This window comes from Streptococcus oralis, assembly GCF_965111685.1.
Lineage (GTDB): Bacteria > Bacillota > Bacilli > Lactobacillales > Streptococcaceae > Streptococcus > Streptococcus oralis_B.
In genome coordinates, this window is sequence record NZ_OZ217340.1 from 1,724,269 (window position 1) to 1,746,361 (window position 22,093).

Sequence of the window (22,093 nt, forward strand, 5' to 3'; positions counted from 1 at the left end):
TTTTTTATATCTATGAAGAAAAAATCCCTGAAAAGCTTGATATTACTAGCCTTTCAAAGATTCATTTTATTTTCATCTATTTTTCAAAAAGGAGCTGATATAGATTTTCTATCAAGCCGATTGGATTTTTTTATATCCATCTTCATTCCAAAATTAAGTATATAATTTTATCCTAATACCAAATTACTACTGAAAAATTTATTTTCTCTCGATATTTCCTTGCACAAATCCCGTGAAAACGCTACAATATTAGTAGACTATTATTAGGAGGATGGGATTATGAAAATATCCAAAGTTACCATTACAATTGCTTCTACACTTGCTTCCGTCATTTTACTGACTGGCTGTGGCACAAATTCGGCAAATTCACAGACAACACAAAGTAGTACATCTGATAATCAGGTTACAATGACCTATGATCAGTTGCGTTCAAGAGAAAATACTATGTCAACTCTTTGGTATCAAAAAGCAGCTGAAACCAAGGCACTCTATCTACAAGGCTATAATGTCGCTACTGATCGTTTGAAAGAACTACTAAAAACACAGACAGATAAACCCTACTCTATCGTTTTGGACTTGGACGAAACTGTATTAGACAATAGCCCTTATCAAGCGCAAAATGTCAAAGACGGAACAGCATTTACCCCAGAAAACTGGGATGTCTGGGTAAAAAAAGCCGCAGCCAAGGCTGTACCAGGTGCTAAAGACTTCCTCCAATTTGCAGACCAAAACGGTGTCCAAATTTACTATGTATCTGACCGCACGATAGATCAGGTAGATGATACGATCAAAAACCTAGAAAATGAAGGGATTCCTGTACAAAGCCGCGATCATCTCATGTTCTTAGAAAAAGGCGTCAAATCTAAAGAAGGTCGTAGACAAGCAGTCCAAGAAAAAACCAACTTAGTCATGCTACTAGGAGACAATCTTGTGGACTTTGCAGAGTTTTCAAAGACCTCTGAAACTGAGCGCGACCAAAAATTAGAGGAATTACAAAAAGAGTTTGGTGAGAAATTCATCATTTTCCCTAACCCAATGTACGGATCATGGGAAAGCACTGTCTACAATGGTAATAAATTGGATGCCAAGGGTCAAACTGAAGAGCGCCAAAAAAACTTACAAGGTTTTGATAAATAAAAGAGCTATATACCAGTTTACACCAACCACAAGATATCGTATTTGCGAGAATAGCGAAAAAAGACGATTTCCAAGCGGAAATCGTCTTTTTTGCTATTTTATCTTGTACTTGGTATAAACAAGTATATATTCCACTAGATAGTATGCTCTATCGCTTGTACCACTTCCACCTGTTGCTGAATCCATGGGTGTTCCTCACCAATCGACTCAACCGATTGAATTTTTTTATATCCTCTCTTTCATGGCAAAGTTAGCACGTATTTTCGGCGCCACTTGCGTGCCGAAGAGTTCAATAGCTCTCAAAACTTGATCATGTGGCATAGAACCAAGCGGTAGATGGAGCATAAAGCGGTCTAAATCTAAATCCTCAATCATGCGAATCAATTTTTCTACTACCTGATTTGGATTGCCCACAAACATAGCTCCATTTGGCCCAACTTGCTCCAAATATTGCTGATAGGTCAACTCCTGCCAGTGTGGACGGTCCTTGGAAATCGCATCCACCACTTGCTTGGTCGGATGGAAATAATCTTTTACAGCCTGCTCTCCATTTTCAGCAATCCAGCCCCAAGAATGAGCGCCCACTTTCATGTCTTTTTCAGCATGACCGGTTTCCCTGCCAATCTCACGATAAGCTTGAATCAATTTCTTGAAGTAACGCGGATTACCACCGATAATGGCATATACAATAGGCAGCCCCGCCCGAGCAATCTTCACTGTTGACTCTACATGACCACCTGTCGCCACCCACAATGGTAATTTCCCCTGAACTGGACGGGGATAAACTTCTTTTCCAGCAATGCTTTGAGTCAATTGCCCCTGCCAGTTCACTTTGGTGCTTTCATTTGCTAGTTGAAGCAGTTCTAACTTTTCATCAAAGAGAGCTTCATAGTCTTTCAAGTCATAGCCAAACAGTGGGAAAGACTCGGTGAATGAACCACGCCCTGCCATAATCTCCGCACGGCCATTTGACAAAGCATCGATGGTGGCATATTGTTGGAACAAGCGAATCGGATCCATACTCGAGAGAATGCAGACTGCACTGGTCAAACGAATCTTCTTGGTATTGACTGCCCCAGCTGCAAGAACAAGCTCTGGCGCCGATACCGCAAAGTCCTCCCGATGATGCTCCCCAATCCCGTACACATCCAAGCCAACCTTATCAGCCAGCTCTATCTCTGCCACCAACTGACGAATGCGTTCATCATGATTGTAAATCTGCCCAGTCGCTTCCAGAGCGGTTGTTTCACCAAATGTTGAAATCCCTAATTCTACCATCCTGTTTCCTCGCTATCTCTTTTAGTTTTAGGGTATTTTAGCACTAATTAGTTTTATTTTCAATGAATTTGCTCATTAGAAAAAGCCTAGATCAACTAGACTTTCTTAGTTTATTCTACCTGTAGTTTATTGTCTTTCAAAGTCAACTTCGAGTTTTCTGTCAATTCTGTTTGTTCAAAAGTGTAAATCGTCTCACCCTTTGTATCAATCATGTACCAGGCTTGGTCTTTACGGACAACCAGGGCAAGCTCCGTGCTATTTTCGTCCTCGTTTTTGATCGACAATGGAAAGGCCTTGTCCACACCTTCCAAAGCTACTTTATTCCCTGTTTTTAATTCTACTAGGTAGTGTACTCCATCCTTTGTACCAAAACTGTAGTCCGCATTAATCTTTGTGTGGCTATCGTAGTCTTTCATTTGAATGGAAGTTCTATCTATACCTTCAAATGCCTTTTTAAAGTGTTCTTTCTGCTCTTCAGCTTTCTTTTGATCTTGAGACTGAACCGTCTCTTGCACTGCAGCAATCCGTTCCAGGTTTTGCTTTTTCGCTTGTCTCTGCTGATGGATCAAAACTGTCCGGATTAAGAAAGAACTAGATAAGATGATACCAACCAGCATAGCAATAATACTTTTTTTCTTCTTCATTTTCTTCTCCTTATAAAAAATTAAAGCCAAGCAAAAATACTCCTCACTCAAGTATATCAAGAGAGAGCAAAAAAGTCTAGATGAACTAGACTTTCTTAGTTTATTCTACTGTTACTGACTTGGCAAGGTTACGTGGTTTGTCCACATCAAGGCCACGGTGTAGCGTTGCGAAGTAGGCAACCAATTGTGTTGGTACGACCATTGAGATTGGCGATAGGTAAGGGTGGACGGTCGTAAGGACGATATCATCTGTCTCTTTAGCAACATTTTCTTCTGCGATAGTGAGAACCTTAGCACCACGGGCTGCAACCTCTTGGATATTTCCACGAGTATGGTTGGCAAGGACTGGATCTGACAAGAGGGCCAAGACAGGCGTTCCCTCTTCAATCAAGGCAATGGTTCCGTGCTTGAGTTCTCCTGCCGCAAAGCCTTCACACTGGATGTAAGAAATCTCTTTGAGTTTGAGACTAGCTTCCATTGCTACATAGTAGTCTTGACCACGTCCGATGTAAAAGGCATTGCGAGTTGTTTCAAGAAGGTCGCGAACCTTGGCATCAATGGTTTCTTTTTCTGAAAGAGTTGATTCGATAGACTGAGCTACGATTGACAACTCATGAACCAGGTCAAAGGCTTGGGCTTTGGCATTGCCATTTGCTTCTCCGACTGCTTTTGCTAGGAAGGCAAGAGCTGCGATTTGTGCTGTGTAGGCCTTGGTTGATGCTACAGCAATTTCAGGACCTGCGTGAAGAAGCATAGTATGGTTGGCTTCACGAGAAAGAGTTGAACCTGGCACGTTTGTCACTGTCAAGCTTGGAATGCCCATTTCATTAGCCTTAACCAAAACCTGACGGCTATCCGCTGTTTCACCAGACTGACTGATAAAGATAAAGAGTGGTTTCTTGCTGAGAAGTGGCATACCGTAGCCCCACTCAGAAGAGATTCCAAGTTCAACTGGAGTATCTGTCAATTCTTCCAGCATCTTCTTAGAAGCAAATCCTGCGTGGTAAGATGTTCCAGCTGCGAGGATATAGATGCGGTCTGCCTCTTGAACAGCCTTGATGATAGCTGGGTCAACGACAACTTGACCGGTCTCATCTGTGTAGGCTTGGATGAGTTTACGCATAACCGTTGGTTGCTCATCAATTTCCTTGAGCATGTAGTAAGGGTAAGTTCCCTTACCGATATCTGACAAGTCAAGCTCCGCAGTGTAGCTAGCACGTTCACGGCGATTGCCATCATAGTCTTGCACTTCGACGCTATCAGCCTTGACAATTACCAATTCTTGGTCATGGATTTCCATGTATTGGTTAGTTTCACGAATCATAGCCATAGCATCTGAGCATACCATGTTGTAGCCATCTCCAAGACCAATCAAAAGTGGTGATTTGTTCTTAGCGACATAGATGACATCTGGATTTTCAGAGTCAACCAAGGCAAAGGCATAAGAACCACGGATGATGTGAAGGGCTTTTTTGAAGGCTTCAAGAACTGAGAGACCATCCTCTTCCGCAAATTTTCCAATCAAGTGAACGGCGATTTCCGTATCTGTTTGCCCCTTGAAGTGGTGACCTGCAAGGTATGCTTCCTTGATTTCAAGGTAGTTCTCAATCACGCCATTGTGCACCAAGACAAAACGTCCTGTCTCAGAGCGGTGTGGGTGAGCGTTATCTTCCGTTGGTTTACCATGAGTCGCCCAACGCGTATGTCCGATACCAGTTGTTCCCTCAACGCCAGCTGTCTTGGCAGACAATTCTGCGATACGACCGACAGCCTTGACTAGGTGATTTTCAGCACCACCTAGGACAAAAATCCCCGCAGAATCATAGCCACGGTATTCGAGCTTTTCAAGCCCTTGAATCAAAATATCAGTTGCATTTGTGTTTCCAACAACACCAACAATTCCACACATAGTATATACGACACAGACTAGCTGTGCTTTCTCCTTAAATTGGTATAGTCTGATTTCCCTTTTACAGAATCAGCAAAAACAGTATATAATTGTTTTTCTCACTTGTCAAGGATAAAAATTGGTATAGTTTTTCTATCTGGTGTTTTATCAAGATTTCACTTGATACCTGACAAGTCAGCATCAATTACTTATAATAAAAAGAGGAGGTATTTGCCATGTGATTTTTCTTCGCACTTTTATCTGCTATCTTTGCTGCCCTAACGTCAATTTTAGCTAAGATTGGGATTGAGGGAGTTCCATCCAATCTAGCAACTGCTATTCGTACGGTCGTCGTCATTATTATGGCCTGGGCCTTGGTTTTCTTGACCAATAGTCAGACCGAAATTGTCAACATCAGTAGAAAAAGTTGGCTCTTTCTCATTTTATCTGGCTTGGCCACTGGCGCCTCCTGGCTCTGCTACTATAAGGCACTACAGATGGGCAATGCAACTGAGGTATCTGCTGTAGATAAATTCAGTCTCGTCCTTACCCTCGTTCTAGCCTTTTTCTTCCTACAGGATGTCCTGACGTTTAAAACAATTATTGGTTGTATCCTGATTACGATTGGGACCTTGGTGATGATATTGTAATAAAAAGTGAGATGAACACCATCTCACTCTTTTTATTCTTAAAATCCATTATGGTTGCTGAGTTCCTTGAACCAGTGGCCTGATTTCTTCAGGCGACGTTCCTGTGTTTCCAAGTCAAGCTCAACCAGACCGTAGCGATTTTTATAACTTTTGAGCCATGACCAGCAGTCGATAAAGGTCCAAATCAAGTAGCCCTTACAGTTAGCACCGTCTTCGATAGCACGATGTAGTTCACGCAGATGCCCTTTGACAAAGTCAATACGATAGTCGTCCTGAATCATGCCATTCTCTCGGAACTTGTCTTCCCCTTCAACACCCATGCCATTCTCTGTCAACATCCACTCAATATTACCATAGTTTTCCTTGATGTTTTCAGCAATATCATAAATCCCCTGCTCGTAGATTTCCCAACCACGGTGAGGATTGATCTTACGGCCCGGCATGACGTAAGGCTCATAGAAATGCTCTGGCAAAAGCGGGCTATCAGGATGCTTAGCAAAACGTGGGGCCATGACGCGTAAAGGTTGGTAGTAGTTGACTCCAAGGAAGTCCACTGTATGTTCACGGATGAGGTCCAACTCTTCTGCTGTAGAATCTGGGAGCAAATCATGCCCAGCTAAAATTTCCACTAATTCTTCTGGATAAGTTCCCAAGACAGACGGATCTAGGAAAGATTGGGCTTGAAAGAGATCCGCAATACGAGCGGCTTTCACATCCGCAGGATGTTGGCTACGTGGGTAGGCTGGTGTCAAGTTGAGGACAATCCCAATCTTAGAATCAGGCAGGATCTCATGACAGACCTTAACCGCAAGACTACTAGCCAGTTGAGTGTTATAAGCTACCTGAACCGCAACTTTGGCATCCACCTTATGAGGATAATGGGCATCATAAAAATAACCAAACTCAACAGGAACGATAGGCTCATTAAAGGTAATCCATTGGTCCACCAAGTCACCATAGGTCTCAAAACAGAAACGAGCATAGTCTTCATAGGCCTTAATGGTTGCCTTATTTTCCCAACCATCCCCATCTTCTTGCAGGGCAAAAGGCAGGTCAAAGTGATAGAGATTGACTAAGAGACGAATGCCCTTGGCCTTAATGGCTTCAAAGACCTGACGGTAGAAAGCCACCCCTTGAGGATTGACTTCTCCACGCCCCTGCGGGAAAAGTCGAGACCACTGGATAGAAGTCCGAAAGGCTGTATGACCTGTTTCTACTAGAAGCTCAATATCCTTCTCCCAGTTTTCGTAAAAAGTCGATGTTTTGTCAGGTCCAATTCCATTATAGTAGCGATTTGGTTCTACTTGGAACCAATAATCCCAGAGATTGTCTCCCTTGCCGTCACCAGGAACTCGTCCTTCTGTCTGTGGTCCAGAAGTTGAGGAACCCCAGACAAAATCCTTTGGAAATTTTAGCATAGCTTTACCTCTTCGTTTACTCATTTTCCCCATTATATAGAAAAAACAAGGTAAAAACTAGTTACATTTTTGCCTTGTTTTTCTTCTGATTAAAGTTTTTATTTCTTGCTTAGGATTTCAAGCGTTTCAAGCAAGTTATCTGCGTGATCTTCAATTGTGTCCCCAGTTGCCTTGATCTTAACCTCTACGATACCATCAGCTGCTTTCTTCCCAACAGTGATACGGATTGGCAACCCAATCAAGTCGCTATCGCTGAATTTAACCCCGACACGTTCGTTACGATCATCTGTCAAGACTTCGTAACCAGCCTCCATTAAGTTGGCTTCTAATTTTTCTGTCAAGGCTTGCGCTTCTTCATCTTTAACATTGACAGTAATCAAATGCACATCAAATGGCGCCAATTCTTTAGGAAAGTTAACTCCCCAAGCGTAACGGTATTCACCTTTTGGCGTTTTGTTGACAAAGAGGCGAGCGTGTTGTTCCATAACTGCTGAGAGGAGACGACTAACACCGATACCGTAACAACCCATGATGATTGGCACAGCACGACCATTTTCATCCAAAACATCTGCACCCATGCTTGCTGAGTAGCGAGTTCCGAGTTTGAAAATATGACCGATCTCAATACCACGCGCGAAGTTTAGAACACCTTGTCCGTCTGGTGAAATTTCACCCTCACGAACTTCACGGATATCCACATATTCTGCAGTAAAGTCGCGACCTGGGTTCACACCCGTCAAATGGTAGCCATCTTCGTTAGCCCCTACAACAGCATTGCGAACATCTTGCACCTTGCGGTCAGCAATGATTTTGACATTTTCTGGCAAAGCAACTGGGCCAAGCGAACCAAAGCCAGCTGAGATAACATTTGCTACTTCTTCCTCGCTCGCAACGTCAAAGAAATCTGCACCCAAGTGGTTTTTCAACTTGACTTCATTGAGTTGGTCATTTCCAACTAGAAGGGCTGCAACAAGCTCACCATCTGCCATGTAGAAGAGGGTTTTGATTGTTTGCTCTTCTGGCACGTTAAGGAAGGCTGCCACTTCATCGATGGATTTAACACCTGGAGTTTCCACTCGAGTCACTTCTTCTTCCGCAACGACACGGTTGCTTGGTTTGTATTCGTTTGTTGCCATTTCCAAGTTAGCCGCATAGCTAGACTCACTTGAGTAGGCAATGGTGTCTTCACCAGAAACCATCCATTTGAGCAATTCTGCCTTGATTTCTTCTTGTACTTCTGCAGGAATTTCATCAAATGAAGCAACTGACTTGTCCAAGACAACCCAGCGGTCAAGGTCTGTACGAGCAGGAGTGATGGCCATAAATTCTTGGCTATCCTTACCACCCATGGCACCACCGTCACCGATGATAGCCTTGAAGTCCAAGCCACTGCGAGTGAAAATTCGTTCGTAGGCCGCCTTGTATTCGTCATAAGTCACATCCAAACTATCATAGTTGGCATGGAAACTATATCCGTCTTTCATGATAAATTCACGCGTACGGAGAAGCCCGTTACGTGGACGTTTTTCATCACGGTATTTCGGTTGGATTTGGTAAAGGTTGAGTGGCAATTGCTTGTAAGATTTCACAGAGTCACGAACAATAGCTGTAAAAGTTTCTTCGTGGGTCGGACCTAGGATAAAGTCTGACTTTTCACGATTATTCAGTTTATAAAGGTCTTCACCATAGGTTTCATAACGACCTGATTCACGCCAAAGATCAGCACTGAGAAGGGCAGGAGCCAACATCTCTACTGCACCAATCTTATCAAACTCTTGGCGCATAATGTTCTTAGCCTTTTCAATCACACGGTTAGCAAGTGGTAGGTAAGAATAAACACCGGCAGAAACTTGACGAACATAACCAGCACGCAACATAAGGGCGTGGCTGATAACTTGAGCATCGCTTGGCATTTCGCGAAGCGTTGGGATTAGCATTTTACTTTGTTTCATAATATTCCTCGATTATCTAAAAGAAGAGTCGCATAATGTCATTCCAGGTCACAGCTAGCATCAAGACAACCATGATAACTACACCAGCCATAGTGACATAGGTTTCAATTTCTTGTTTAAGGGGTTTCCGGCGGATAGCCTCTAGGATATTGAGCACAATCTTTCCACCATCCAAAGCCGGGATCGGAATCAAATTAAAAATTCCGATATTAATAGAAATCATAGCTAGGAAGTAGAGGACATTCTCAAGACCATTTTTAGCAGCATCGCTACTTGCCTTAAAAATGGCAACGGGACCACCGAGTTTGTTCAAATCTGGATGGAAAATCAAGTTTTTCAGAGCTGAAAGGATACGGAACCCTGAGTCAGCAGCGGTTGTAAATCCACCAAAAAACATGGATAGGAGGTCTGACTTGACCCCCGGTTGAACCCCGAGAATATAGCGTCCTTGATTCTCTTCTGGAGTCACAGTAACTTGTTTTTCGCTACCATTTTCAGAGATGGTCACATCCAAGGTCGGAGCGGTCTTGTCCTTGGTATCAGCCTCCACAGCCTGGGTCAAATCTTGCCAATTCTTAACCTCATGCGAGCCGACCTTGGTGATTTGGGCGGTCTCAGCTATACCTACCTTAGCCAAAGCTCCCTCTGGCATGACATGAAAGAGATTGGTCTGAGTGTCTCTAACACCACCCTGCAAAAAGATCAGGATCCAAAAAACAATAACACCTAAGATAAAGTTATTCATGGGACCTGCAAAGTTGGTGATGAGCTTACCCCAGATAGAAGCATTTTGGTACTGTACATCCAGAGGGGCAATGCGCACTTCGGTCCCATCTGCCTCAACAACTGTTGCATCGTGATCCACTGCAAAGGTCTTTTCTTCTTCCAAGACCAAGCCTTTAATGAAGAGCTTGTCTTCAAAGTCAAACTGGGTTACCTGCATAGGAAGAGCCGTTTGATCCAACTTCTTCCCTGAGAGGTTGATCCGTTTGACCTTACCATCCTCTGCAAGTGTTAAACTGACTGGAGTTCCTGTCTTAATTTCTGTCGCATCATCACCCCAACCAGCCATACGAACATAGCCTCCTAGAGGAAGGATCCGAATGGTATAGGCCGTGCCATCCTTACCGATATGGGCAAAAATCTTGGGACCCATACCAATAGCAAACTCACGGACTAAAATGCCTGATTTCTTAGCAAAATAAAAATGTCCAAACTCATGCACCACCACGATAATCCCAAAAACGAGGATAAAGGTTAACAATCCAATCATTCAATATTCCTTTCTTTAAAACAGGCCAAATAAGTGCATCATTGGAAATACAATCAGCATGCTGTCAAAGCGATCCAACACACCGCCATGTCCAGGGATAAATTTTCCAGAATCCTTGACACCGAAATGGCGTTTCATGGCACTCTCAATCAAGTCACCAAACTGACCGGCCACACTGAAGAATGCAGCAAAGAGACTCATTCTATAAATTCCATAAGGAAGAGCAACTGTGCTATCCACTAACATGAAAATCACTGTAATCAGTACCGCACCTAGAATACCCCCGACAAAGCCTTCAATACTCTTATTAGGAGAAACTCTCGGGGCTAACTTATGCTTGCCAAAATTCACCCCCGTCAGGTAGGCTGCGCTATCTGTCGCCCAAACGATAAAAAGAGCCAGAAGAACCTTGTCAAAACCTGCCACCCGGGCATCTAGTAAGGCATTGAAACCAAAACCAACATAAAAACTCACAGCAATTGGAAAAGCGGCATCTTCAATGGTATAGTTTTTACTGAAAACGGTTGTCCCTAGCATTATGGTAATCAGAACACTATAGGCAACCACATTTCCATCAACAGGCAAAAAAGTTAGGTAATTTTCTAAAGGGACTGTGAGGGCGAAGGTCGCAAAGAGAGTCAAAGCACCCTCAATGGTCATAGTCTTTAGTTCCTTCATGTGCAAGAGTTCATGGACGCCTAGCATCGCTAACAAGCCAATCCCTATCTGCAACAAGAGCCCTCCTGCAAACAAGACTGGAAGGAAAATCGCCAGGGCCAATACCGCAAACAATGTTCTCTTTTGTAAATCCTTGGTCATATCTTCTCCTAAACTCCTCCAAAACGGCGATTGCGATGGTTAAAAGCAGCAATAGCTTCCTGCAAGGCGGCTTCATCAAAATCAGGCCACAAGGTATCCGTAAAGTAAAGCTCACTATAAGCTGCTTGCCATGGCAAGAAATTACTCAAACGCAACTCACCACTCGTACGGATAATCAAATCAGGATCCCGCAAATCCTTTGGCAGGTGTTGCGTGAAAAGATAGTCCCCAATCATATCTTCAGTGATGTCACTAGGGTTGATTTTAGCATCTAGAACATCTTGAGCCAAGCCCTTAAGAGCCTGCGTAATTTCAGCTCGACCACCATAATTGAGCGCAAAATTGAGAATCAAGCCTGTGTTGTTCTTGGTCAATTCCTCTGCTTTTTTCAAAGCTTCAAAAGTCGGCTTAGGCAGACGGTCTGTCTCCCCAATCATCTGAATCTTAACATTATTTGCATGTAATTCAGGGACGTAGTTATCATAAAACTCGACTGGCAAGTTCATGATAAACTTGACCTCTTGATCTGGGCGTGTCCAATTCTCCGTTGAAAAGGCATAAACCGTGATGACCTTAACTCCCATCTTGTTAGCTGCCTTTGTCACCTTTTGGAGGGCTTCCATCCCCGCCTTATGACCAAAAACCCGTGGTTGCATCCGTTTTTTAGCCCAGCGACCATTCCCATCCATGATGATGCCAATATGAGCAGGAACCTGTGTTGGAACCTCAACTTCTACAGCTTTATCTTTCTTAAAAAATCCAAACATGATCTTATTCCTATTCAAAAATCTATCGTTTCATTATACCATATTTCCCTATTTTCTTCTATTGCTAAGTTATTAGCTCTCCATACAGACAAAAAATAAGCCGCCTGATTGGGCGACTTAATTTTATAGGGAGATTATTATGAAAAAGTTTTAGGAGTTTAAGTTAAGTTCTTCTTAACTTATAAACCTAGTATACCGTCCCTAACTTAAATTTTTCTTAAGTTTTTTGAGAAAGTCAGATTTTTCCATTTTTCTTGCCATTTTTTCTTTGACAACCGTTCTTGATAGAGTTTCATTCGCTCCTCATTATCTAGGAAATGAGGTGTCGGAGAAACTTGAAACTTTAAAATATCCTCCAAACCATAGGGGGCAAAGAGCTCTAAAGTGGAATCTTCATTCAAGCGAAGGCCTACCGCCGTGCAACGCTCGGGATACTTACTCATAGCATCACGGGAACTGGTATAGGGCGCAGTGTGAGGACTGTGCAGATGCATATAGACCTGATTTTTAAACTCCCACTGGTACTGAGGAAAATCCTCTCTCAGCTTGTTCTCTAGGGATACTGTTTCCTCATAAGAAACATCTGGATCAAAGAAAATCACATCCACATCCGTCTCACTATCAAAAGGCGATTTGTCTGATAAGAGATTCCAGATGAAATTCCTGACAGAACCTGCCGCCAACCACGAGTCTTTCAGATCAAGGTCACGAATGATGGTCAGAATAGCCATCATATCTGAATTTTTTCTAAAAACCTTTAGAATATCTTGCTCATTTTTCACTGTAATCATAACCTAAATGCTCATATGCCTTAGCTGTCGCCACCCGTCCAGAACGAGTTCGCATGATAAAGCCTTTCTGGATGAGGTAGGGTTCGTACATATCTTCTACCGTCTCACGCTCCTCGGCAATATTAACCGAAAGGGTTCCTAAACCGACAGGTCCACCACCGTACAAATCAATCATGGTGCGGAGGATTTTTTGATCCACATAATCCAATCCTTCATGGTCAACATCCAGCATGGTTAATGCCTTATCGGTAATAACATCATCGATAACCCCATTCCCCATAATCTGCGCAAAGTCGCGCACGCGCTTGAGGAGACGATTGGCGATACGAGGAGTTCCTCGACTGCGCAAGGCCAGCTCAGCAGCTGCTTCATGAGTGATTTCCATCTCAAAAATATCTGCCGTTCGTTCGACAATTTCTGTCAAGTCAGCATGGGCATAGTATTCCATATGACCTGTAATCCCAAAACGTGCCCGAAGAGGATTGGAAAGCATACCCGCACGGGTCGTCGCACCAATCAAGGTAAAAGGTGGCAAGTCCAGATGAACACTGCGACTACCCTCTCCAACCCCAATCATGATGTCAATGTAAAAGTCCTCCATAGCACTATAAAGCACCTCTTCCACCGACATGGGCAGGCGATGAATCTCGTCAATAAAGAGGACATCTCCCGGCTCCAAATCATTCAAAATCGCTACCAAGTCACCTGCTTTTTCAATGACAGGACCAGACGTTTGCTTGAGGTTGACTCCCAGTTCATTGGCAATGACAAAAGCCATAGTCGTTTTCCCAAGTCCTGGAGGGCCAAACAAAAGAACATGGTCCAGCGCCTCATCCCGCATTTTAGCAGCTTCGATAAAGATTTGCAGCTGATCCTTGACCTTGTCCTGACCGATATATTCACGTAAATATTGGGGACGGAGGGTACGTTCTACCAACTCCTCATCACCCATGATTTCATTATCTAAAATTCTACTCATGTTCCTATTATAGCAAAAATCCAGCCTACAAACAAAAAAGCCACCTGATTGGGTGGCTTCTTTAGGGAGATTATTATGAAAAAGAAAAGTTTAGGATTTCATTAAATAAAGTTAGGAGGTCTTTATTTAATGATTATATAATACAAGATGAATCTTAAAGCTAACTTAACTTTTTCTATGATTTGTCATTTTTTAAAAAAATTTTCCTCTCCAAGCCATAAAAAAGCCACCTGATTGGGTGGCTTTTTTAGGAGATTATGATGAAAAAGAAAAGTTTAGGATTTCATTAAATAAAGGGTACTCAATGAAAATCGAAATCAGACTAGGCAGATAGATGCAAGCATAACTATAGTTAGCTAAGTCGACTCTAACGAAGGCTGGTGAGATTTTCGAAGAGTATTAGAAGGTCTTTATCTAATAACTATATAATACACGAGGAGACTTAAACTTTACTTAATAAAAAATAATTTTTATCTTTTTCGATCCACCCAAATCATTCCTGTGCAATCATAAGTAGATAAGGTTTCAAAGCCCAGAGAACGGTAGAATCCCAAGTTTTTATCTGTTTGGTCTGTCACCAGTTGGACTTGATAGGCATCTTTGTAATTACCTAAAGCCTCTTTCATCAAGTCGCTACCAATCCCTTGGCGCTGATAGCTAGGCAAAACGATCAAATCCTGGACAAAAATCGATGAGAAACCATCTCCGACCAAACGGACCAAGCCCACCACGGCATCGCCATCAAGTGCCAGATAAATCGCTAATGAGTGAGACAAGGCTCTCTCCAACATCTGAGGTTGATGTGTATAATTTGTCCATCCAACTGCCTGATAGAGATGCAAAACATCCTCTAGCTTGACGATTTCTTGCCTTCTAATAGTCATCATCCTAATACCTCTCAGAATTCTCTCAAGCTCTTGTACTGCCGTCCATCTTTATCAAAGTTTTCAGGAGCCAGCCATGCTTCCAAACGCGCTTTAACTTGAGGCCAGTCCTTATCAATAATAGAGAGCCAATCCGTATCCCTCGTACGCCCCTTATAAACGACTGCCTGGCGAAAGGTTCCTTCATAGACAAAGCCCAAACGTTCCGCAGCTCGTCTGGATGGGAGATTTAGAGCATCGCATTTCCACTCGTAGCGACGATAGTTAAGCTCCTCAAAAACATAGCGCGCCAAAAGATACTGGGCCTCTGTCCCTATCCTCGTACCCTTAAGAGCAGGCGAAAAAGTGACGGCACCAACTTCTATTACTCTGTTATTCTGGTCAATGCGCATGAGAGAAAATGTTCCCAAGGCCTTACCAGTTGCCTTGTCTATAATCACGTAGTAAAAACGGTCCTTACGAGTCAACATCTGATTTAAGACGGTGACCAGTTCCTCCATATCTGCCACTGGTTCCTGAAAGAGGTAGGTCCACATCTCAGGAGGCGTATCAAGACCATAAACAACTAGCAAATCCTCTGCATGCTTCTCCACCGAAAGAGCCTCTATCCGAGCGTAGCGCCCTTCTAAGAAATCAATGGAAGGCAATTCACCTGGTGTATAACCTTCCATTGACTCACCAATCATCTGACTATATTCATTTACTGGCATAGCTTTCTCCTTGTTTTACGCTGAAAATACTATATCATAATTTACTCTATATGGAAACTAGCACTCTCCTCAAACCTCATCCACTCACTACATTAGTGATTCGTTTTCTTTCTTTTCTCTTCTAAGGCTTGATTAATTCGTTGGGTGAGTTTGTGAGTTTGCCAGATCTGGTACAACCATATCAGTCCATAAATTAACAAGAAAAAGAACCACAGCAAGGGACTCAACAATGCTGAACCCCAGCCAAAAAATAGGTAGGTCAATACTAAAATAGTAGCTGTCGCTAATAAATGAACTCCTACACGCATACTATAAGCAAGAAACTCTAGCCTTTCAAGGATTAAGGTCAATACCCCCATAATTCCACTCATCAAAAACAAAGCTAGAATATTTTTTGTCGTTGGTGCGGGATAGATAATACCTGAATAAAACTGAGCCAATAACACCAAACTCAAATAAACAAAGGAGGCCGTCCGCATTCCCGATACAAAATAAGCAATCAATCGCTTCATGATTTTCTCCTATAAACCTAGATAATCCATTAAGGACTTAACGTATTTCCGACTCACACTCGATTTGATACCCCGAGCCATCTTAGCCATCATGTTCCCTGAAAAGCTATCCGATAATGACTCTAGATGGTCAATGTTTATAATTGAATGACGTGATATCTGTATAAAGTTACGCCGGTTAATCCGATTCTGAAAGTTTGTCAATGTTTCCTTAGTTTTATAAATCCCGTCTACCGTATAAATGGTCAACAAATTCTTATCGATATCTGCTAGAATAAGATCCTCAATTTTCACCATAACCAGATGATCATCCGTTCGAATAGGAATGACCACCTGATTAGTCGTTGAAAATTGTTCTAAATACTCCATGACTTCTCTTGCTTGGTCGGTTAATTGAGCTGCCTGAATTAAAATGTGTGGGTCTTTTTCTGAAAACTCTGTCTTCATTTCAAAACGAATCTTCATTTTCTCTCCAATACATCTTTATTTTCTCTTGCTAGACACTTTAACAAATAAAAGCCAAAGAAGAATAGCGACGAGACTGATAATAACCACTATAAAGTATGTTTCTTCCTTTGTCAATAGTTCTTGCCAGTTGATTTGGATTCCCATTTTTTCTTGAAATTCCTGTAACAGACTGTTATTTCCTGAAAATGCGGTCTCTAACTGCTCTTTCATCAAGACTTGTCGATAGAGAGAAGCAATATAAGTTGCAGGGGTACATTTCATGAAAAGCTGTGCAGAATCAGGTAATACTCCAATGGGGATATAAGTTCCTACTAAAAATCCAGAAGCAGTTCCCACTATCGTTGCCAGTTTACCAAGGCTATATACAGATTGAAAACGGTAAATCAAGAGAACATTTACCAAACTTGAAAGCAGACTGCTTAACAACATAATCAAAGTTATTTCCGGTAAATGACTGATAACTGGGCTCTCTTTAAAATAAAAACTCATAACAGCAAACATAAACACCTGCATAACAAAAGAAATGACAATACTACTGATTAGATAGGACGCCTGTAAGCCCCAGTTACCTAAATCTGTCAAGAAGAGATCTTGATCCACTTGATTTTCGCGGTCCTGTACCATTTGTTTAAGAGCCGTAAAACTAGTTGTCATCCCAGTCACAGCCAAGGTCCCACCCATCAGCCAGTTATTCAAAAGATTCGTACTATCAGGGAGTTGGGACCAAGAATCCGTCAAATTCTTCTGCAAAAAAATGATATAAAGGAGGAAGGAAATCAATGCCCCCAATAATGAGAAAAATACTCCCGAACGATTACGAAAATATAAGATAAAATTCCGTTTCAATAAAGCTAGCATTAGCGAACCTCTCTTCCTGTAAGTGCAATAAAGGCATCATCCATAGTACCCGGACGAAACTCAAAAGAATCAATTTCTTCTCGAACTTTTGCCAAATATTCAATGGCTTCCTGTGACGTCCTTGGATAAAAATAATATTCCAACTCATTTTCTTCCTCTACTGTCATTCCAGTCTGTAGCAGCTTTTCTAAATCCTTCATTTCCTTAAAACGAATTTTTAGGATATTAGATGCATACTGACTTTTAATAGCAGTCGCAGAACCTTGCGCAATCACTTTCCCATGATCAACGATATAGATCTGATCCGCTTCATCCGCTTCATCCAGATAATGAGTCGTTAAGATAATAGTCATCCCTTCATCCTTTTGTAGTCGATACAGTAGATCCCAGATGGATTTGCGAGTCTGAATATCAAGACCTGTCGTTGGTTCATCCAAGAAAAGAATATCTGGTCGCGAAAGAAGAGCACGCGCAATATCAACCCGACGTTTTTGTCCACCTGACAAGGTTCCATAGAGTTGTTTCTGGAAAGCCGTCAAACCAAGTTGATGAATCAAATCATCCACACGACTTGCTGCAATCTCCTTATACTGTTGAGCGCGAATCGTGAGATTTTCCCTAACCGTCAACATCTCATCCAATACACTAGCTTGAAAAACAACTCCGATTTTCGTATTTGGCGCATATTGAATCTGACCTTGTGTCGGCTTTTTCAAACCGATTAACATGGAAATGGTGGTTGATTTCCCTGCACCATTGGGTCCCAAAATAGCATTGAAACTTCCTTTTTCAAACTCTAACTGAATATCGTCAACAGCCATATGATTGCCATACCGTTTAGTCAAATGTTTAGCTTGTAAAATCATCTTTTTTCCTCCTCTTTACCACACTAGTTTAACAAAAAGAATGAAAGAAAAATCGACTTTTGAGATAAGTGGTTAAAATGAGAGGTTAAGTGGTGAGATGATGGAAACAGAATTATATTTTTCAATCAAAAAATCCTCCAGATTCTAATCTGAAGGATTCCTATCTTATTTTACAACAATATTAACCAATTTAGTTGGCTTCAATAGTCCAGTGGACTATTGAAGGTGGCAGATAGAGCTAATAAATTTGTTATTTAACGACGATATTAACGAGTTTATTCGGAACTGCAATCACTTTGACAATTTCCTTACCGTCAATTTCTGCTTTAACTTTTTCATCCGCTAGAGCGATTTCTTTACTTGTAATCAAACGGTAAACACGGTCAAGGAATTTACGACTTCCTTTAACTAAATTAATCTTAAAAATCCAATTTGCACCATCTTTCTCCACTTTGATATAATTCCTAACTGCTAGTTTTTTTAAATCATGATATAAAAACAAATATAAAGAATAACAAAAAATGCATAACATCTACTAAAAAATAGACATTTTGCATTTTTAATTCGGACTAATCTAGACTAATTTTTCCTCTTTGAGTTCCAAAAACACCTGTTTGTACTTGTAACTGTAAGCCTGAAGCATCAGCAGTCTCCGTATTCACATCAAATACCACATTTCCTGTAATACTGTTTTCAGGGTTTAATTCTGACAAAAAGAATTTTGCTTCCTGATTTGCATAGATACCAGCTGTACTATCAGTTGAGTACTCTGTATCACCTTTTAAAAGTTTAAAGAAATCATCAGTAACTGTTATAGATTTTTTACCTGTATTTTTTACTGTTACATTCACAATTAGATAAATACCATTTGCAGTTTTTCCATAATCTCCGCCAACATTTTGAGATAAGGATTTCGAATTCACAACATATTCAACATCCCCGACTTTGACAATCTCTCCAATTTTATGCTCTGCCTTAGTAGTTGTTTTTTCTTCTGTATTTTTAGTTTCTTCTGATGCACTTGTTTGAACAGTTTCTTTTGATGATGTTACTTGACTACTTGAATTAGATGTAGTTGGTTTTTGTGAGGAATTGTTACCACTTCCACCTTTAATTACACCAAATACAACAATAATAACAATCAATATGAACCACCATTTTTTATAAAAAGGTGTTTTTTTAACATATACATTCCCATTTTCATCTTTGATTTTCTTAGCCATAAGAAATCTCCTTTAATCTTTTTTAAAGTATTATATTATATTTCCTAAAAAAAAAAAGCATTTTGAGGATCAATTTTAATTTTTTTAAAATAAATGCGATTTAAAAAGTTTCAATTACTAATCCTAGCTAGACAATTTCAACTAACAAAATTATCTCAAAAAAACTTTGCCATTTCATTTTTTCTAAAATTGGGAATATATCACTCTAAGACAAATAAGGTGATTCTTATTTATAGTGGAATGAAATAAAAACTGAAGAAATCGATTCGGAAAGTCACATTAATTTCTAGAAATGTTTTAGCAGCTATTGTGTACTATTAAATTACTATAACGTTTTAGAAACCTCAGTGGACCGTTCCAGATTCAATAGATTATAACTTCTATTACCATTAGCATGATTTCAAAAAAGCCTCCAAAGTAGAACTTTGAAGACTTTTCATGCATTATTTCACAACGATATTAACTAACTTATTCGGTACCGCAATCACTTTCACGATTTCCTTGCCGTCAATCTCTGCTTTGACTTTTTCGTCAGCTAGAGCAATTTCTTGCAATTCTTCGCGTGAGAGGTCTTTAGCGACCATGAGTTTAGCACGAACTTTACCTTTGATTTGGACGACGATTTCGATTTCGTCTTCAACCAATTTACTTTCGTCCCATGTTGGCCAAGCTACATAAGAGATGGACTCACCTGTTGCTGCAACTGTTTGCCAGAGTTCTTCTGCCAAGTGAGGTGCAAATGGGGCAATCAATTGGATAAAGCCTTTGGCATAGTCCACATAGAGTTTGTCTTCCTTATTAGCAGCATTGACAAAGACCATAAGTTGGGCAATAGCTGTGTTGAATTTCATGGATTCGATTTGCTCAGTAACAGATTTAACGGTTTCGTTATAAACCTTGTCAAGAGCCCCATTGTTTTCCGCAACAATTTCTTTACTTGTAATCAAACGGTAAACACGGTCTAGGAATTTACGGCTTCCTTCCAAACCTTCTTCAGACCAAGCGATGGAAGCGTCAAGTGGCCCCATGAACATTTCATAAACACGAAGGGTATCAGCACCATATTGTTCCACCACATCGTCTGGGTTAACAACGTTCTTGAGGGATTTAGACATCTTGGCTGGTGCTTGCTCCAACTCTTCTCCTGTTTCCACATGGAAGAAAGAACCGTCACGTTTTTCAACCTTATCAGTCGCCACAAGAGCTCCACGGTGGTCACGGTAGCTTGTTCCCAAAATCATTCCTTGGTTAAAGAGTTTTTGGAATGGTTCTTTAGTTGGAACAACACCGAGGTCATAGAGGAATTTGTGCCAGAAACGAGCGTAAAGCAAGTGAAGTACAGCGTGCTCCGCACCACCCACGTAGATATCCACTGGCAACCATTGTTTGAGGAGGTCCTCATCAGCCAATTTCTCAGTATTGTGCGGGTCAATATAGCGGAGGTAGTACCAGCTTGAACCAGCCCATTGTGGCATGGTGTTGGTTTCACGACGACCTTTGACACCATCTTCACGCGTCACTTCAAGCCAGTCTGTCAAGTTAGCTAGCGGACTCTCACCAGTACCTGAAGGGCGGATATCCTTGGTTACTGGCAAGACAAGTGGCAATTCATTTTCTGAAACAGCTGTTGAAGTCCCATCTTCCCAATGAATGATTGGGATTGGCTCACCCCAGTAACGTTGACGACTAAAGAGCCAGTCGCGGAGACGGTAAGTCACCTTCTCTTGACCACATTCTTTTTCTTCCAACCAAGCGACAATCTTAGCAACCGCATCTTCTTTGTTAAGGCCATCTAGGAAGTCTGAATTGACATGAAGACCATCTTCAGTATAGGCAGCTTCTTCAACGTTTCCACCTTCAAGCACTTCAACGATTGGAAGGTCAAATTGTTTGGCAAATTCCCAGTCACGTTGGTCGTGGGCTGGCACAGCCATGACAGCACCTGTTCCATAACTAGCAAGAACATAGTCCGCAATCCAGATTGGAATTTCCTTGCCATTGACAGGGTTGATGGCATAAGCTCCAGTCCAAACACCAGTTTTTTCCTTGGCAAGGTCGGTACGAGCCAAGTCTGACTTAAGACTAGCTTGGTGTTTGTAGTCAGCTACTGCCTCAGCTTGCTCTGGACTTGTGATAGCGTCAACCAAGTCATGCTCAGGAGCCAAGACTGTGAAGGTCGAACCGAAAAGCGTATCAGGACGAGTGGTAAAGACGGTGAATTCCTTGTCTGTTCCTTTTACTTTGAAGGTTATATTGGCACCAGTTGATTTACCAATCCAGTTGCGTTGCATGTCCTTGATAGACTCTGGCCAATCCAACTCATCCAAGTCGTTAAGCAAGCGCTCTGCATAGGCCGTAATTTTAAGCATCCATTGGCGCATTGGTTTGCGGACAACGGGATAGCCACCACGCTCAGAAGTTCCATCAGGAAGCACTTCTTCGTTGGCAATGGCCGTTCCCAATTCTTCCACCCAGTTTACTGGTACTTCCGCTTCATAGGCCAAGCCCTTTTCGTAAAGCTTGGTGAAGATCCACTGCGTCCACTTGTAGTAGTTTGGATCTGTTGTGTTGACTTCACGATCCCAGTCGTAAGAGAAGCCAAGCGCATTGATTTGGCGTTTGAAGTTAGCAATATTTTCCGCTGTAAATTCTGCCGGGTCATTTCCCGTATCCATAGCATACTGCTCAGCTGGCAAACCAAAGGCATCCCATCCCATTGGGTGAAGGACGTTGTATCCTTGCGCACGTTTGTAACGGCTGAGGATATCCGTTGCTGTATAACCTTCTGGGTGTCCTACGTGCAATCCGGCTCCTGAAGGATATGGGAACATATCCAGAGCATAGAACTTCGGTTTTGAGGCATCTGTTCCTGTCTTAAATGTATGATGTTTCGCCCAGTAGCCCTGCCACTTGGGCTCGATTTCCTTATGATTGTAAAAACTCATGCTATTTCTCCAATTTTATGATGTTACTATT

The 22,093-nt window shown here is 41.7% G+C and carries 20 protein-coding genes and 1 pseudogene; 2 read left to right on the plus strand and 19 right to left on the minus strand.

All coding sequences use genetic code 11. The features are described 5' to 3' along the window. The first annotated feature begins 279 nt into the window (after positions 1-279). On the plus strand, positions 280-1,137 hold the full coding sequence (locus ACLV7H_RS08765) for a 5'-nucleotidase, lipoprotein e(P4) family (protein ID WP_000703383.1): 858 nt from the start codon (positions 280-282) through the stop codon (positions 1,135-1,137). Positions 1,138-1,362: 225 nt separating this feature from the next. On the opposite strand, the gene ACLV7H_RS08770 is transcribed toward ACLV7H_RS08765, so the two are convergent. The 3 genes from ACLV7H_RS08770 to glmS form a co-directional block, all read right to left on the minus strand. After that, positions 1,363-2,415: an LLM class flavin-dependent oxidoreductase gene (locus ACLV7H_RS08770; RefSeq protein ID WP_411866956.1), complete on the minus strand. Its 1,053-nt coding sequence runs from the start codon at positions 2,413-2,415 to the stop codon at positions 1,363-1,365. Positions 2,416-2,525: 110 nt separating this feature from the next. Further along, complete coding sequence (locus tag ACLV7H_RS08775) at positions 2,526-3,059, minus strand: hypothetical protein (RefSeq protein ID WP_411866957.1); 534 nt, start codon at positions 3,057-3,059, stop codon at positions 2,526-2,528. Positions 3,060-3,159: 100 nt separating this feature from the next. Next, a complete protein-coding gene (glmS, locus tag ACLV7H_RS08780) occupies positions 3,160-4,968 on the minus strand; it encodes a glutamine--fructose-6-phosphate transaminase (isomerizing) (protein ID WP_411866958.1) in 1,809 nt (602 codons plus the stop codon). 245 nt (positions 4,969-5,213) lie between these two features. On the opposite strand from glmS, the gene ACLV7H_RS08785 reads away from it, so the two are divergent. After that, the gene (locus ACLV7H_RS08785; protein ID WP_411867082.1) at positions 5,214-5,597 is read left to right on the plus strand and encodes an EamA family transporter; all 384 of its coding nucleotides are present in this window, start codon (positions 5,214-5,216) and stop codon (positions 5,595-5,597) included. Positions 5,598-5,635: 38 nt separating this feature from the next. On the opposite strand, the gene ACLV7H_RS08790 is transcribed toward ACLV7H_RS08785, so the two are convergent. The 16 genes and pseudogenes from ACLV7H_RS08790 to leuS all read right to left on the minus strand — a co-directional run bounded on the left by ACLV7H_RS08790 (position 5,636) and on the right by leuS (position 22,062). Beyond that, the gene (locus tag ACLV7H_RS08790; protein WP_411866959.1) at positions 5,636-7,015 is read right to left on the minus strand and encodes a glycoside hydrolase family 1 protein; all 1,380 of its coding nucleotides are present in this window, start codon (positions 7,013-7,015) and stop codon (positions 5,636-5,638) included. Positions 7,016-7,113: 98 nt separating this feature from the next. Then, complete coding sequence (locus ACLV7H_RS08795; RefSeq protein WP_411866960.1) at positions 7,114-8,967, minus strand: proline--tRNA ligase; 1,854 nt, start codon at positions 8,965-8,967, stop codon at positions 7,114-7,116. A 16-nt stretch (positions 8,968-8,983) separates the two neighbouring features. Continuing rightward, complete coding sequence (rseP, locus tag ACLV7H_RS08800; RefSeq protein WP_045592976.1) at positions 8,984-10,240, minus strand: RIP metalloprotease RseP; 1,257 nt, start codon at positions 10,238-10,240, stop codon at positions 8,984-8,986. Positions 10,241-10,255: 15 nt separating this feature from the next. Continuing rightward, a complete protein-coding gene (locus ACLV7H_RS08805) occupies positions 10,256-11,059 on the minus strand; it encodes a phosphatidate cytidylyltransferase (protein WP_045592974.1) in 804 nt (267 codons plus the stop codon). An 8-nt stretch (positions 11,060-11,067) separates the two neighbouring features. After that, positions 11,068-11,826, minus strand: coding sequence for an isoprenyl transferase (locus ACLV7H_RS08810; protein ID WP_045592972.1), 759 nt, complete (start codon positions 11,824-11,826; stop codon positions 11,068-11,070). A 206-nt stretch (positions 11,827-12,032) separates the two neighbouring features. Next, positions 12,033-12,617 carry a nucleotidyltransferase family protein gene (locus ACLV7H_RS08815; protein WP_045592971.1) on the minus strand — a complete coding sequence of 195 codons (585 nt, stop codon included), beginning with the start codon at positions 12,615-12,617 and terminating at the stop codon, positions 12,033-12,035. Further along, positions 12,598-13,596 (minus strand): Holliday junction branch migration DNA helicase RuvB, encoded by a 999-nt coding sequence (gene ruvB, locus ACLV7H_RS08820; protein WP_411866961.1) that lies wholly within the window; start codon positions 13,594-13,596, stop codon positions 12,598-12,600. Before ruvB ends, ACLV7H_RS08815 begins: the two co-directional genes overlap by 20 nt. A gap of 470 nt (positions 13,597-14,066) precedes the next feature. Beyond that, entirely contained in the window at positions 14,067-14,483 is a 417-nt protein-coding gene (locus tag ACLV7H_RS08825; RefSeq protein WP_045592970.1) for a GNAT family N-acetyltransferase, read from the minus strand. 11 nt (positions 14,484-14,494) lie between these two features. Then, the gene (locus tag ACLV7H_RS08830) at positions 14,495-15,190 is read right to left on the minus strand and encodes a GNAT family N-acetyltransferase (RefSeq protein ID WP_411866962.1); all 696 of its coding nucleotides are present in this window, start codon (positions 15,188-15,190) and stop codon (positions 14,495-14,497) included. A 92-nt stretch (positions 15,191-15,282) separates the two neighbouring features. Next, positions 15,283-15,702: a DUF3021 family protein gene (locus ACLV7H_RS08835; RefSeq protein WP_045592966.1), complete on the minus strand. Its 420-nt coding sequence runs from the start codon at positions 15,700-15,702 to the stop codon at positions 15,283-15,285. 9 nt (positions 15,703-15,711) lie between these two features. Continuing rightward, a complete protein-coding gene (locus ACLV7H_RS08840; RefSeq protein ID WP_000701937.1) occupies positions 15,712-16,167 on the minus strand; it encodes a LytTR family DNA-binding domain-containing protein in 456 nt (151 codons plus the stop codon). Positions 16,168-16,185: 18 nt separating this feature from the next. Further along, positions 16,186-17,028 (minus strand): ABC transporter permease, encoded by an 843-nt coding sequence (locus tag ACLV7H_RS08845; RefSeq protein ID WP_411866963.1) that lies wholly within the window; start codon positions 17,026-17,028, stop codon positions 16,186-16,188. Continuing rightward, positions 17,028-17,894, minus strand: coding sequence for an ATP-binding cassette domain-containing protein (locus tag ACLV7H_RS08850; protein ID WP_411866964.1), 867 nt, complete (start codon positions 17,892-17,894; stop codon positions 17,028-17,030). Before ACLV7H_RS08850 ends, ACLV7H_RS08845 begins: the two co-directional genes overlap by 1 nt. 250 nt (positions 17,895-18,144) lie before the next feature. Then, a pseudogene (locus ACLV7H_RS08855) lies at positions 18,145-18,252 on the minus strand (leucyl-tRNA synthetase); the annotation flags it as partial. Positions 18,253-18,463: 211 nt separating this feature from the next. Then, complete coding sequence (locus ACLV7H_RS08860) at positions 18,464-19,117, minus strand: DUF4352 domain-containing protein (protein ID WP_411866965.1); 654 nt, start codon at positions 19,115-19,117, stop codon at positions 18,464-18,466. 443 nt (positions 19,118-19,560) lie between these two features. Beyond that, positions 19,561-22,062, minus strand: a complete 2,502-nt coding sequence (gene leuS / locus ACLV7H_RS08865; protein ID WP_411866966.1) for a leucine--tRNA ligase — start codon at positions 22,060-22,062, stop codon at positions 19,561-19,563. Between the last annotated feature and the right edge of the window lie 31 nt (positions 22,063-22,093).